At 35.6% G+C, this 15,211-nt stretch carries 13 protein-coding genes; 1 reads left to right on the forward strand and 12 read right to left on the reverse strand.

Annotation, left to right across the window (positions count from 1 at the left end):
* Positions 1 to 59: 59 nt before the first annotated feature.
* The 12 genes from AC1DKZ_RS14825 to AC1DKZ_RS14880 all read right to left on the reverse strand — a co-directional run bounded on the left by AC1DKZ_RS14825 (position 60) and on the right by AC1DKZ_RS14880 (position 13,414).
* The gene (locus tag AC1DKZ_RS14825) at positions 60 to 629 is read right to left on the reverse strand and encodes a hypothetical protein (RefSeq protein ID WP_431182442.1); all 570 of its coding nucleotides are present in this window, start codon (positions 627 to 629) and stop codon (positions 60 to 62) included.
* 124 nt (positions 630 to 753) lie between these two features.
* Positions 754 to 1,788 (reverse strand): NERD domain-containing protein, encoded by a 1,035-nt coding sequence (locus AC1DKZ_RS14830; protein ID WP_476996529.1) that lies wholly within the window; start codon positions 1,786 to 1,788, stop codon positions 754 to 756.
* Between the two features lie 139 nt (positions 1,789 to 1,927).
* Positions 1,928 to 2,974 carry a GH25 family lysozyme gene (locus AC1DKZ_RS14835; RefSeq protein ID WP_476996530.1) on the reverse strand — a complete coding sequence of 349 codons (1,047 nt, stop codon included), beginning with the start codon at positions 2,972 to 2,974 and terminating at the stop codon, positions 1,928 to 1,930.
* 200 nt (positions 2,975 to 3,174) lie between these two features.
* On the reverse strand, positions 3,175 to 4,938 hold the full coding sequence (locus tag AC1DKZ_RS14840) for an ABC transporter ATP-binding protein (RefSeq protein WP_476996531.1): 1,764 nt from the start codon (positions 4,936 to 4,938) through the stop codon (positions 3,175 to 3,177).
* The gene (locus AC1DKZ_RS14845; RefSeq protein ID WP_476996532.1) at positions 4,938 to 6,689 is read right to left on the reverse strand and encodes an ABC transporter transmembrane domain-containing protein; all 1,752 of its coding nucleotides are present in this window, start codon (positions 6,687 to 6,689) and stop codon (positions 4,938 to 4,940) included. The genes AC1DKZ_RS14840 and AC1DKZ_RS14845 overlap by 1 nt, the downstream gene beginning before the upstream one ends.
* 124 nt (positions 6,690 to 6,813) lie before the next feature.
* Positions 6,814 to 7,035 (reverse strand): YneF family protein, encoded by a 222-nt coding sequence (locus AC1DKZ_RS14850; protein ID WP_001132292.1) that lies wholly within the window; start codon positions 7,033 to 7,035, stop codon positions 6,814 to 6,816.
* A gap of 78 nt (positions 7,036 to 7,113) precedes the next feature.
* Positions 7,114 to 7,554: a sporulation inhibitor of replication protein SirA gene (gene sirA, locus AC1DKZ_RS14855; protein WP_002014415.1), complete on the reverse strand. Its 441-nt coding sequence runs from the start codon at positions 7,552 to 7,554 to the stop codon at positions 7,114 to 7,116.
* 156 nt (positions 7,555 to 7,710) lie between these two features.
* On the reverse strand, positions 7,711 to 9,711 hold the full coding sequence (tkt, locus tag AC1DKZ_RS14860; protein ID WP_476996533.1) for a transketolase: 2,001 nt from the start codon (positions 9,709 to 9,711) through the stop codon (positions 7,711 to 7,713).
* A gap of 301 nt (positions 9,712 to 10,012) precedes the next feature.
* Positions 10,013 to 10,816 carry a phosphonate ABC transporter, permease protein PhnE gene (phnE, locus tag AC1DKZ_RS14865; protein ID WP_002066554.1) on the reverse strand — a complete coding sequence of 268 codons (804 nt, stop codon included), beginning with the start codon at positions 10,814 to 10,816 and terminating at the stop codon, positions 10,013 to 10,015.
* Entirely contained in the window at positions 10,816 to 11,610 is a 795-nt protein-coding gene (gene phnE, locus AC1DKZ_RS14870) for a phosphonate ABC transporter, permease protein PhnE (protein ID WP_002137773.1), read from the reverse strand. The genes phnE (AC1DKZ_RS14865) and phnE (AC1DKZ_RS14870) overlap by 1 nt, the downstream gene beginning before the upstream one ends.
* Complete coding sequence (gene phnC / locus AC1DKZ_RS14875; RefSeq protein WP_002033479.1) at positions 11,607 to 12,380, reverse strand: phosphonate ABC transporter ATP-binding protein; 774 nt, start codon at positions 12,378 to 12,380, stop codon at positions 11,607 to 11,609. The genes phnE (AC1DKZ_RS14870) and phnC overlap by 4 nt, the downstream gene beginning before the upstream one ends.
* Before the next feature lie 95 nt (positions 12,381 to 12,475).
* Positions 12,476 to 13,414: a phosphate/phosphite/phosphonate ABC transporter substrate-binding protein gene (locus AC1DKZ_RS14880; RefSeq protein ID WP_002137777.1), complete on the reverse strand. Its 939-nt coding sequence runs from the start codon at positions 13,412 to 13,414 to the stop codon at positions 12,476 to 12,478.
* 185 nt (positions 13,415 to 13,599) lie between these two features.
* On the opposite strand from AC1DKZ_RS14880, the gene AC1DKZ_RS14885 reads away from it, so the two are divergent.
* A complete protein-coding gene (locus AC1DKZ_RS14885; protein ID WP_476996534.1) occupies positions 13,600 to 15,183 on the forward strand; it encodes a bifunctional metallophosphatase/5'-nucleotidase in 1,584 nt (527 codons plus the stop codon).
* Positions 15,184 to 15,211: the final 28 nt, after the last annotated feature.

A 15,211-nucleotide genomic window follows, 5' to 3' on the forward strand; every position in this document is an offset into this window, starting at 1 on the left:
TTTCTATATTAGAATATAGAAAAGAAGCTATAAAAGATATAGCTTCTCCTCTCACTATTTCAATCTCGTTGTACCTTATACTCTATAACTCTACCATCTTTATCAAATTGCAAAACAAGATATTCACTATCTATAGGAATGAAACCACGTTCATTCCCAAGATAGTACAAAGTAGTAATTCCCTCTGCCCAACTTCTCGTTTTCATAGGGGTCCCTAACAATTTTGTAATTTCCTCGTTTGATTTCCCTATCAATTTATGCTCCTGTAATAGGTCATCTACCATATGTACTCGTTTTTCTTCATAATTTAACCACCGATCCTGATTAAAATTTGAAGTGTATTTATTTATACTTAATTGTACGGTGCATACTAGCAATGGAATGAGACCTACCATCATTATAGTGAACAGTTGTTTCTTACCTTTATCACGTCTTGCCGAAACATGTAAGATAGACTTTTGAATAATAACTAATAAAATAAAAGGCATTACTACCACCAAAATACTCATTACACTCAATGACACATGAACCATATCAATAACGAAAATAAACGCAATGTACATTAATATATACAAACAAAAATAAATGTACAACATTCCCCACAATATAGCGCTTTTACCTTTCTCCACCCAAATAACACCTACTTTATCCCGCTATTTGCGGGCAGTTAGACTCCCACCTCAAAATTCGGCTGTAAAGGGTAGAAGTCGTGTTGCCCATAAACCCCCACTAATTAAAGTTTTACTTTATTTTTCACTTCGCAACATAATTCATCTGGCCAATCATATCTCTAATCTTTTGTAGTTCTCGTGCTGTATATATTACTTTACTTGTTAAAACTTCATTTCTGAAAAACATTACAATTTGCTCTCTATCTTTAAATCTCGGCAATTCTTCATTAGAAAGATCAATAACTTCTTTTCCACTCTCATTTTCAAAATATACAATTGGTTTTACTTTTTCCTTTACAATATCTACTTGCATTTCTTCCAAACAATTATATAAAATTTGAGATAGCATATTCGCTTTATACGCTGGATTCCCTTCATTTCTTACTTGCAAAGTTAATGAAGTTCCATCCGTAATAAATTCAAATGTCTCTTCTTTTTCAATTTCATGTTGATACTTACCAATTTCCTCAATCATAAATGAATATATACCCGCATTTTCTCTCGTTAAGCCATGGATTAATTTCCCTGTCCATTCTTTCGTCTCAAGTAGATAAATACCAGTTTTACATAAGATAAGTTGATGAATTCGATTATCATTTATGTCACGTTTATCTCTATATTTATTGCGTATCATAAAAACGTTCGGTATAATATGAAACTCTTCTTCTAGTATTATTCCTTGCTCAACGAAACCTCGCTTCATATAATGTAATGTTTCATGCGCATTCACTTCAGCACCATTTTTGGTATATTCTCGTAAATCCGCAATTAAATTTTGAAACATATGTATTTCACTACTATGCTTATCTTGCATTTCACTACGTTCTTTACTATGTTGAACAGCCAATTGATTTTTCATCATACGCATATTTTCAAGTTCTCTAGCTGTATTCACTTGTAAATCATTATATTTTTTCTGTTCCATATTCTTTAAAGTATCCTGTTGTTCTTTATGCCCTGTAATCGTAGCTGCAATCTCATTTTCATACGTTTCAATCGCTTGTTTCTTTTCAAACTCTACTTGCTGACTCTCTGATTCTAACTGTTTATTTTTATAAAACAGTACAAACACTACAGCTAATAATATTAAAATTCCACCTATTAGCACATACTCCATATTATTACTCCTTTATTTCATTTCCGATTATTTTTAAACATATATCAATTACATTATACTATGTTATCAATATATACTTTGTAAAAATTATATATTTTTCATAAAAGGCACCTCAGTCGAGATACCTTTTAGATTCACTTTATTGTACACCATACTGAATATAACTTGAATCATAGTATACCCATTGATTTGTCCCTAAGCAAAGCCATCCATCTTGCTTACTCCATACTCGATATGATTCACCATGATGTAACTGTCTTATAACATTCCCGTTTAATGATGGAGCATCTCGCAGATTCACATTATCGCCAGTAATAGTTGCTACATAATGTTTATACTGAATATAACTTGAATCATTATATACCCACTGATTTGTCCCTAAGCAGAGCCATCCATTTTGTTCTCCCCAAACTTCATATGATTCGCCACGATTCAATTGGCGAATTACACTAGACTGTAAAGATGGTCCACTTCGTAAATTCACATTCTCTCCATTAATTACAGCAACTCCGTATACTGGAGTCGCATTATTAGGCGTGGAAACATTCCCTCCACCACTTGCTCCATTTCCTTGTAAAGCTTCTAATGAAACAGCTGCTGATACGTCACAATTTCCTACACCTGAAATTTGCCCAGAATCTGTGTACTGCCATGCTGTCCACTCTGTCCATCCACCAGCATCAGCAGGCGGTATACTAGAATATTTGGAAATCCAAAGTGGAATGTCACTTAACCCGCTAATTCCAAATTCATTAATATACCAAATTCCTGTATATAACATTACATTTTTCCCAGTAGCTTGTTTCACATAATTTACGAAACTTCTTGCCCAATTCGATATAGTCGCACCCGTTAAACTACTATTGCTAGTATCCGCTGGCGATTCTAAATCTAAAACAGGGATTAAGTCCGTCTGATTACTCTGTAATATATTCACAAAGTATTTCGCTTCTGAAATGGCATCATTTTGTTCTGGGTGCGCAAAATGATATGCACCAATTAATACATTCGCATCTCTCGCAGCTTGTACATTTTGAACGAAAGTAGGGTCAATATAGTTCACACCTTCCGTCGCTTTTGCATACGCCGCTGGAATGCCAGATGACTTCACAGCATTCCAGTCGATGCTTCCTTCCCAATGAGACACATCGATAAACGTAACATTTGAACTGGATCTATTTTGCATATAAAAACTCCTATCAAATTTTTTTATTCCGTATACAATATGTATAGCTTCAGTTAGTGGACACGACGTTTATGCTAGAGTAATAAAGTTCTAATATATTTATTTTGTCGAGACGTTTAAGAAAAAAGTGGAATTGAAAATACACCGTCCACCAGAAACTCCATTAATACACTTTTAACACCTCAAAAAAGGCCTTGTAATTACAAGGCCTTTTGTAAAATCCCTTTATTTTGCAGTAAGTACATATTGTAATAAAGTCCTTGTTTACTAAGTAGCTCTTGATGTGTTCCGCTTTCTACAATTTCCCCTTCATGCATAACAAATATTTGATCCGCATCTTGGATTGTAGACAATCTGTGCGCAATCGCTATCGTTGTTCTACCTTTTCGCATTTGCTGCAATGCCGTTTGGATAGCCTCCTCTGTTTCTGTATCAATATTTGCCGTCGCTTCATCTAACACTAATACTTTCGGATTGGTTGCTATCGTTCTAGCAAAAGCAATTAATTGCCTTTGACCACTAGAAAATGCAGCTCCTCTTTCGACAACTTCTGTATCATACTGCTCTGGTAATTTTTCAATAAACGTATTCGCTTGCACAAACTTTGCCGCTTCCTCTATCTCTTCATCCGTAATCTCTTCATTATACATACGAATGTTTTGCTTTACATTTCCAGCAAATAAAAATGCATCTTGCAGCACAAGACCAATTTTCTTTCGAATTTCTTGTTCTTCAAACTTCTCTAAATCTACTCCGTCTATTACAATATTTCCTGATTTAATATTGTAAAATCTCATTAATAAATTCATAATCGTACTCTTTCCGCTACCAGTATGCCCTACGAAAGCAACCGTTTGCCCTGGCTTTACGTGAAAAGATACATTTTTTAAAACGTCCCGCTTTCCATCATATGAAAAAGTAACATCTTTAAACTGAATTTCCCCATTAGCTACTCGTGGCTGTTCACTCCCCATTTGAACAGGAGCTAAATCTTTATCATCCATTAAATGAAATACACGCGATGATGAAACAAGCGCTTGCTGGAAGAAAGATAGTTTCATCATCATCTCATTTACCGGTTGGAAGAAACGATGAATATAGTTAACGAAAGCATATAAAACCCCTACTTCAACAGGACTCTTTAAAGCATCGATTCCGAATAAACCAAGTACTAACGCAATTGCTACAATATGAACAAGATCTGTTGCTGGACGTAAAAGTAATGCATCTAATTTCAATGTACGACGTCCAGCACTAAAATGTTTATTGTTCACTTCTTCAAATTCTTTTCTCATCCGCTTTTCTTGCCGGAACACCTGAACAATATTCATACCTTGAATGGACTCATTTAACTTTGCATTTAATATACTCAGCTGATTACGTACCTCTAAATAAAAAGCTGCACTTTTCCGTTGATACAACACCATAATTGCAAACATTACCGGAATTAATATGAGCGAAAATAGCGCTAATTTTACATCTAATAAAAACATCGCTACTAAAATCCCTACTAAAAAGACTACATTTTTCACGAATGTTGATAGTACACTAACATAAAAATCCTTAATCGCTTCTGTATCATTCGTTATGCGAGATACGAGCGTACCAATCGGCGTACGATCAAAGAAGCTTAATGACAATTTTTGAACATGTTCATACACTTCAACTCGCATATCTTGGACAATCTTAAAAGCGATATTTTGAAAGTACAATAAGTCTAAATAAGTAAATAATACTTTTAATAAATGAGCAATAATATACACTACAAATAGGGTTACAAGTGCTGATTGTTCAAAGTTACCTGGCACTAAGTGTTCATCAAGAAATTGTTTAATTAAAAAAGGAACCATCATTTCAGTTACAGTTGCACCAACTAGAAATAAAAATGCTAACGCCAATAACCCTTTATAGGGCCTCATATAAGAAAGCAATCTTCTTAAATCACTCCGTTTTTTCTCAGCCATCATACGCCTCCTTTCTCTACTAACGCCTCTAACTGCTGGCTTTCGTACATTTCTTTATACCAACCATTTTCTTTCATTAATTGCTCATGTGTCCCTCGCTGCATAACCCTACCTTCATCAATAACAAGAATAAGATTTGCATGCTGAATAGCACTTAAACGATGGGCAGTAATAATCGTCGTTTTCTCTGCCCTTTCTCGTTTCAATGCAGTTAAAATAGTTTCTTCTGTTTTTGCATCTACGGCCGATAAACAATCATCTAATATTAAAATTTCAGCATTTGTTAATAATGCACGCGCAATAGAGATTCTCTGTTTTTGACCTCCTGATAGTGAAACGCCCCTTTCACCTACTACAGTGTCATACCCTTCTGGAAATTGAAATATATCATTATGAATACAAGCAATATCAGCAGCTCGGCTAATTTCTTTATATGTAGCATCGGCCTTTCCAAAAGCAATGTTCTCCCCAATACTCGCTGAAAATAAAAAGTGATCTTGCGGTACATATGAAATTGCAGAACGCACACCGTGAAGTGTTAAATCTCGAATATCCCGCTCCCCAACTTTTAATTCACCATTAAAATGATCATACTCTCGAATTAAACATTTTAATAACGTCGTCTTCCCTGCACCGGTACGCCCTACAACTCCTAACGTTTCACCTTTTCTTAAGTTAAAGTAAATATCTTTTAAGTTTAATAGTTCATTCTTTTTATAAGAAAACGAATCAACAGCAAACGAAACATCACCACTTGCTATAGCGTGTATAGCATTTTCCTTATTCACTACATCTGAAGTTTGTGAAAATATTTTCTCCACACGATCATACGAAGCACGTCCACGCTCCATAATATTAAATAGCCATCCAAAAGCTAACATTGGCCATACAAGTGTCCCTAAGTACGTTGTAAATGTTACTAATTCCCCTACAGTTAATTCACCTCGTACGACTAATAATGATCCGTAACAAATTGCGATCAAAAATGAAAATCCGACAATTAGGGAAATCGTTGGATCGAATAACGAGTCAATACGTGCAACTAGCATATTTTTATGTACGACATCTTCAGATTTTTTCCGAAACGCTTGTAAATCCTCTTTCTCTTGTCCAAGTGAGCGAATTACCTTCATCCCACTCATACTTTCTTGTACTTTATCATTGATTTCAGAAAACGATTGCTGTGCCTTATGAAATCTTCTATGCAATAAAGTTCCATAATAATTTGTAGAAATAGCTACAATTGGCATCGGAATTAAACTTAATAACGTTAACTTCCAACTAATTATAAATCCCATCGCTACGAGTACACATCCTCCAACAGCTAATGAATCAACGAGTGTTAAAACACCTGCCCCCGCAGTTTGCTGAATCGCCTGAATATCATTTGTCGCATGTGCCATCAAATCGCCTGTGCGACGTGATTGATAAAAGGATGGGCTCATCTTAGTAAAATGTTCATATAGATTCTTTCGCAGTTGACGAGCTAGTTTTAAAGAAGATCCAAAAATCATAATACGCCATAAGTAACGTAATATATACATCATAATTCCTACAACTACTAATAAAATAACCCAGTTCAACAATTTTTCAGACGTTAATGTTCCACTATTAATTTCATCTACTACAATCCCTAGTACTCTTGGCGCTACAAGTTCAAGAAGCGCGACACCAAATAACATAATAATTCCGATTATGTACGCTCGTTTTTCTTGCTTAAAAAACCAAGCTAAATTAAAAAACACTTTCATATTTATCCTCCTCCCTTAAAATGAGCGATGTTTTCAGTGTAACAAAAATACAGAATATTTAAAAGTTTTAAATATGTTTTATAACCAAAAGAAAAGGGCACTCGGTAAGAGTGCCCTTTGGCGCTTATTTTGTTTGTTGCTTGTTCATCGCGCTCATCATTTGATTGATTTTCTTTTGGGAAGGTTTTTGTCCCATTTGCATCATCATCATTTTTAACATTTGTTCGTTAATTGGTGGATTTTTTTGTAAGTAATTCATCATGTATTTGCGGGCAATGAAAAATCCTAACGCCACGCCTGCTACTAGTGCTACTACGCCCACTAGAATACCTAACCACATTGGCATATCTTTTCCTCCTTCATGTTGTCTACCTTACAGTGTACTAAAACCTTTTCAATAAGACAAGATACTATTCGACATTTTTTACACATATGTTCGTACTTGTTTGAGAGGATTTAACCAACCGTACTTTTTATTTTCATAATCCATCGCTAAAAATGTTAACTCACACTTTCTAAGCACCTCAAAGAAAGTTGTTTCCATGGATACATTTCCAGAAGTATTTATTCGAATATATTGTGGTTTCACCATTATTTCTCCGTATTCGGCTCCTGTATAAAGCGTATGAGTATGATTTGTTCTTTCATATTTACCAAGAACACGCAAAGCTTGTTCTAATTTATGATGAATTTTCATTACTTGTAACGGCATCGTAATATACGTCATTTGTTTATATAATACTTTCTTCTCCGAAAGGAACCCAGATTCTGAAAATCGAGCAAATAAATCAAAAAACAAATATTCACGACCAAAGTAAGCTTTCGCAATATCCTCTTGAATTAAATACAATTCATACGTTTTCATTTTTCCCCTCCCGATCTGGACAACCTTTTCCCTACATTATATAAGAGAAGATTTGCAATGGTTGTCTGACTACGGAGAGAGAAAAAACTTTTCCTGTCGAAAAAACTCAATTACATAGAAAAATCTCCCCATGCTGGAGAGATTTTTCTAAAATCATTAAAGCATTTCTTTTACTTTACGAACAACGTTCTCTACAGTAAATCCATACTCTTCCATAATCTTCTCACCAGGAGCAGAAGCACCGAATGTGTCGATACCTAGTACATCTCCATCAAGGCCTACGTAACGGTGCCATCCGAATGTAGCACCCATTTCAATTGCGAAACGTTTCGTTACTGCTTTTGATAGTACAGATTCTTTGTACTCAGCAGTTTGAGCTTCGAAGCGATCCATAGATGGCATGCTAACAACAGCTGCATCAACGCCGTCTGCTGCTAGAGCTTTTTGCGCTTCGATTGCTAAGCTTACTTCAGATCCAGTTGCAATTAAGATTACATCAGAAGTTTCTTTCTTGCTTGCAGAAACTACATATGCACCTTTTGCTACTTTTTCATAAGTATCGTCTTTTGCACCTTCTAATGTTGGAAGATCTTGACGAGTTAACACTAATGCAGTTGGTGTTTTTGTAGATTCTAGAGCTAGTCTCCAAGCTGCAACTGATTCGTTACCGTCTGCTGGACGAATAACAGATACATTTGGCATTGCACGAAGCGCTGCTAATTGCTCAACTGGTTCATGTGTTGGACCATCTTCACCAACAGCAATACTGTCATGTGTAAATACATACGTTACAGGCAATTGCATTAATGCTGCAAGACGAATTGCTGGACGTAAGTAGTCAGAGAATACGAAGAACGTACCACCGTAAGTTTTTAAACCGCCATGAAGTGCGATACCGTTCATTGCTGCACCCATTGCGAACTCACGTACACCGTACCAAATGTTTTTTCCGCTGTAATCAGCTCTTGTAAAGTCTTTTTCGTTATTCATGTATGTTTTGTTAGAACCAGCAAGGTCAGCAGATCCACCGAAGAATGATGGTACAGACTCTGCAATTGCATTAATTACAGCACCTGAAGAATTACGTGTTGCTGCTTTTGATCCTAATTCATAAGTTGGTAAGCTTTGTTCCCAACCTTCTGGAAGAAGACCGTTCATTGCTGCTTGCAGTTCGTTTGCTAATTCTGGATATGCTTGTGCATATTCACCGAGCATCGTGTTCCACGCAGCTTGCGTCGTTTCACCAACATCTTGTACTGTTTTACGGAAGTTGTCATATACTTCTTCTGCTACATGGAAGTCTTGTTCAGCAGTCCAAGCGTATGCTTCTTTCGTTAATTTTGTTTCGTCTACACCAAGTGGAGAACCATGTGAAGCTGATTTTCCTGATTTGTTTGGAGAACCGAAACCAATTGTCGTTCTTACTTCAATTAGCGTTGGGCGTTTTTCGTCAGCTTTCGCTTCTTCAATTGCTTTTGCGATTGCTTCAATATCATTTCCATCCTCAACACGGATTACTTGCCATCCGTATGCTTTGTAACGATCTTCTACACTTTCAGAGAATGAACGATTTAAATCGCCATCTAATGAAATATCGTTTGAATCGTAAAGTACAACAAGACGACCTAATTGTAAATGAGCAGCTAATGAAGATGCTTCAGCAGAAACGCCTTCCATTAAATCTCCATCACCACAAATAGCGTATGTATGATGGTCTACTACATTATACGCATCACGGTTGTATTTAGCCGCTAAATGTCTTTCAGCCATTGCCATACCTACAGCAGTTGCAATACCTTGTCCAAGTGGACCAGTTGTTGAGTCTACACCTGCTGTGTGACCATACTCAGGATGTCCTGGAGTTTTGCTTCCCCATTGACGGAAGTTCTTTAAATCATCCATTGTTAAGTCATAACCAGATAGATGAAGTAGACTGTATAGTAACATTGAGCCATGACCTGCAGATAATACGAAACGATCGCGGTTAAACCACGTTGGGTTATTTGGATTGTGTTTCATAAATTGAGTCCATAATGTATAAGCCATTGGTGCTGCACCCATTGGCATTCCTGGGTGACCAGAGTTTGCTTTTTCAATCGCATCAATGGATAATGTGCGAATCGTGTTGATAGAAAGTTGTTCGATTGAATGTGACATGCTATTCTTCCCTTCGCGTATGTTAGTAAACGTTTTATACATTTATATGATAGCTTCCCACGCAAGATTATACAACATGTATCGACAAATATGTTGATGTTTTTTTGATTTTTCATAAAAAACACAGTGATTCAGGGAATGTATGGGCATTCAATATGACATACTTTTTAATTGTTTTTATTTTAAAAATAAATATAATTATCTGTATATTTATACAAATATACTAATTTCTGATATATCTCCCTTTTGATAACCTTTAAAAATACAAAAAAGCATCTGAATTAGATGCTTTTAAAACAAATTAAATAATCCGCTTACGAATAGAACTTGAAATAAAATCAATTATAATTACCATTAAAATGATACCTAATAAAATAATTCCCACACGAGACCAATTACGTGAACTAAGTGCAAAAATTAATGGCGTACCAATACCACCTGCTCCAATAACACCTAAAATCGCAGCGGATCGTACATTAATTTCAAACCTGTATAACGTATACGATAGAAAATCCGGTAACACTTGTGGTAATACGGCATACCAAAGTATTTGAAACCGATTTGCACCCGTTGCTATTAACGCTTCCGTCGGTCCCTTATCTATATTTTCAATTCCTTCCGAATATAGTTTCCCTAACATTCCGATAGAGTGTAACCCTAAAGCTAGAACTCCGGCAAAAGAGCCTGGACCAACAGCTTTTATAAATAAAAGAGCCATAACTAATTCAGGAAATGTACGAACAAAACTAAGTACAAATTTCCCAGTTCCTGAAGTTAATTTTCCACTACTCATATTCGTTGCCGCCCAAAAAGCAAATGGAACAGATAAAAAAGCAGAAATAAATGTACCTAATATCGCAATTGCCAACGTATCAATTAAACCGTGTAATAAATCTTCACCATCTGGCAAAGATACATACGACCAATCTGGGTTCAATACGCCTGTCATAATTGCTTTTGTAATTTCTCCCGCCGTATTCTTTATTCCCTCTAACGGGACTCCTGAAAAGGCCCATACATATATAACTGTAAGTGCTATAAAAATAATCCAGCGATATATACTCGGTTTCTTCGGTTTTGGTACGATTATTGTCGTTTTACTCATTATAATTTCCCACGCAACGCTGTACTTATATAATCAATTAGCAATACAACAACAAGGGTATAAATAATAATAGAAGCAGTTTGTTGATATTGTAAAAATCCAAGTGTACGATCATAATATAATCCAATCCCACCTGCTCCTACTAAACCTAGAACAGCTGCTGCACGTACATTCACCTCAAATGTATAAAGTACATAGGAGACGAAGTGCGCTTTCACTTGCGGAATGACCCCATAAACTATCCATTGCACCTTATTCGCTCCTACAGCTGTCATCGCTTCTAATGGACCTGGATCAATTGATTCAATTGACTCATACAATAATTTCGCTACGAGTCCAACGGAGAAACAAGTAAGAGCCAAAATACCTGGAAGTGGTCCTATTCCAAAAATCGCTACAAAAATAGCCGCTAATAATAAATCTGGTATTGTTCGTATAAAATTTAAAATCAATCGAGCTGGACTGTACAAAAATACACTAGTAAATACGTTACTTGCCGCAAATAGTGCAAGTGGAATGGCTAAAATCGCCCCTAAAGTCGTTCCAATAATCGCCATACGTATTGTATCTAACATTGCTGTTGTAATAATTTGAAAATAACTCCAATCTGGTGGCACCATTTCCTTCAATAAATCCATCATATTCGGAAAACCAACTACTAGTTTTGAAAATGATGCGTCGACCTGTACACTACTACCCCACAACAGTAAAATAACTAAAATAACCGTTAACATATGTTTCAATTTACTCGGCGGCTTCGGTATCGATTTCGAATATATCGTCACTTCATTCATTTAGCTGCCACCTCTAATAATGCGCTTTTCTGAGCTACGTCCCCATAAATTTCAGCGAATTTTTCATCCGTTGCCTCTTCTACTAATCCATCAAAAACAATTTCACCAGCATGTAATCCAATAATACGAGTAGCATATTGCCTCGCTAAATCAATAGAATGTAAGTTTACAATTGTCGTAATTCCAAAATCTTCATTAATTTTCTTCAAATCATCCATTACTTGCTTTGTTGTCAGAGGATCTAACGAAGCAACAGGCTCATCTGCCAATATGATTTTCGCTTCTTGTGCCAATGCTCTAGCAATTGATACACGTTGCTGTTGTCCCCCTGATAATTCATCAGCTCGTGCATATGCTTTTTCTGAGATATTCACTCTATTCAGCGCCTGGAATGCAAGCTCCACATCCTCTTTCGGAAACAGACCTAACGTTGTACGCAATGTAGAATGATATCCAACCCGCCCAGCTAATACATTCTTCAGTACCGTTGATCGCTTCACAAGGTTAAAGCTTTGAAAAATCATACCAATATCTCGGCGCATGCGTCGTAATCCTTTTCCTTTTGCAGCAGTAATAGACTCCCCTTCAATAATGATTTCTCCTTCTGTGATTTCATGAAGGCGATTTACCGATCTAAGAAGTGTTGATTTTCCAGCACCGGATAGCCCGACCATTACAACAAACTCACCTTTTTGAATTTTCAAGTTTATATTATTCAATCCTTTTGTACCATTCGGATACACTTTGGAAACATTTCGAAACTCTATCACACATCTTACCTACCTTCTATGTATTATCAATAACTGAAAAACGGCAAACTAACTGAAATCACACACTTTCCAGTTAGTCGCCATTTCCATATGTATTATTGCGTTTTCACTTTCTTTCCATATTCACGAACGATATCAAATTTACTATCATCAGATTTAACGTATCCTTCATGTGAGTATACTTCTTTAATGATTTTGTGCCCTTCCTCATTCTTTCCTATTTCAATGAAAGCATCCTGTAATTTCTTGCTCCACTCTGCATCTAAATCAGAACGTACAGAAATCGTATCGTTTGGAATTTTCTCCGTAAATTTTACTATTTTCGTTTGATCGAATATATTCGGATAATCTTTTTTTACAATATTACGAGCATCTTGGAATACAACAGCTGCATCTACATCACCATTTAAAAGAGCAATAAGTGACTGATCATGACCTTTTAATGTAACAGGTTTCACATCCTTTAGCGGATCGATTCCCTCTTTTAACAATACAGCCGCAGGCCATACATAACCCGCTGATGATGTTACATCTTGATAGCCAATTTTTTTACCTTTTAAATCTTTTACACTATTAATATTAGAATCTTTCTTAACAACAAACTCTGATTTATAAACATCTACTAAATCCTTTGTGGGAGCTCCAGTTTCATCATCTACCCCAAAACGTTGCGCCTGTAAAATTACGTTTGCAGCCTTTTTCTCATGCGCTAACACATACGCTGTTGGAGGTAAAAAGCCTACATCTACTTGCTTAGATGCCATCGCTTCTACAATTGTATTGTAATTCGTTGAAATACTAACTTTTACCGGAATGTTTAATTTATCACTTAATAGCTTTTCCAATGGTTTTGCCTTCGCCTCTAACGTATCTGCATTTTGAGAAGGAACAAATTGAACATTTAGCGTCTTCGGTACATAACCTTTTTTCGTATCTTCATTTTTACTTGCACTTGATTCCTTCGTTCCACATCCACTTAATAATCCCGCTGCTAGTACAACTGTTGTGCTCATTGCAAAAACTTTTTTCAACATGTTAATGCCTCCATTTTTCGTTGTTATAAAATAACCTTCCATAAACATGAAGAAATATATCACATATTTTTACAAATAATTGCTTATTTACAGAATCTTTACACATTCTATACATTCACATTAAAATTCTTTTCATATATTTGATATGATTAATTGAAAGATAACTATAGAAAAGGTGAATGGTGTTGAATCAAAATCAAATTGTAACTTTAAATATTTTATTAACAAGCGATGTACATGGTACTGTGTATCCAATTCACTACCAAGATAACTCCAAAGCAGAAATTGGTTTAGCTAAAATTTCTACTCTCATAAAAAAAGAACGTTCTCAAAATGCAAACGTTCTTCTGATTGATAACGGGGACTTCATTCAAGGAACACCATTTACTTATCATTACGCTACATACGAAAAAGATATGGAAAACCCAATGTCCTTATTAGCCAACTACTTAGAGTATGACATTGCAATTATCGGAAATCATGAATTTAATTATGGAATGGATATATTAAATAATGCTGTGGCTACTGCAAATTCCCCTTATCTATCAGCAAACATTTTAGATAAAAACAGAAAAGAACCTTATTTCGGGAAACCATATATAATAAAACATATTGAATCAAATATAAAAATTGCTATTTTAGGGGTGACAACGCATTACATCCCCCATTGGGAACAAGCACATCATATTAAAGATTTACAATTTGAAGATGCATTTGAAACAACAAAAAAATGGGTTTCTTACATCCGTAAACATGAAAAACCAGATTTACTAGTCGTAGCCTATCACGGGGGATTTGAACGTGATTTACAAACCGGAGTACCGACTGAAGTTTTAACAGGTGAAAACCAAGGATATGCAATGTGCCATGAAATTGAAGGCATAGATATTTTACTAACAGGCCACCAACACCGAGAAATCGCTCACACCGTGATTAATGGTGTAACAATTTTACAGACCGGATGCAATGGACACTCAGTTGGAAAAGTAACAGTAACATTCGAAAAAGCAGAACAAAAATGGGTGAAAAAAGAGAGTTATTCAGAGTTATTGCCCGTACAAGGAATTGCGGCAGACCAAGATGTTCTTTCCTTGGTTGCCAATTATGAAGAGAAAACACAAAATTGGCTTGATAAACCTATTGGAATAATTTATGGGGATATGCAAATTTCCGATGCTATGCAAACACGTTTGCAAGACCATCCTTTTATTGAATTCATAAATAAAATACAGATGGATATAGCTAATGTTTCAATTTCTTGTACAAGTTTGTTTCATAATACATCTCCTGGTTTCCCGAAACATGTAACAATGCGTGACATCGTTTCTAATTATATTTATCCAAATACATTAAAAGTAATTAGAATAACCGGAGCGGATATAAAAGATGCTCTCGAACTCTCTGCTTCTTATTTCACATTAAAAGCAGATGGAACCATCATCGTAAACCCTGCCTATATAGAGCCAAAACCACAACACTTTAATTACGATATGTGGGAAGGGATTTCGTATGTATTAAACATTTCAAAACCAATTGGAGAGAGAGTAGAGTCTTTGCAGTATAAAGGCGCTCCTCTTAATATGAATGAAGAATATGACGTTGTTATGAATAATTATCGTGCAAGCGGTGGCGGGAACTTCTTTATGTTTCAAAATAAACCAGTAGTAAAAGACATACCAACAGATATGTCTGAACTTATCGCTAACTATATATTGAAGCATAAAAGGATAGAAGCAACGAAAAATGAAAACTGGAAAGTTATTAAATAACAATTTTAACAAATAAAAAAAAGATGGG

The organism is Bacillus sp. 05T21, from assembly GCF_056396785.1.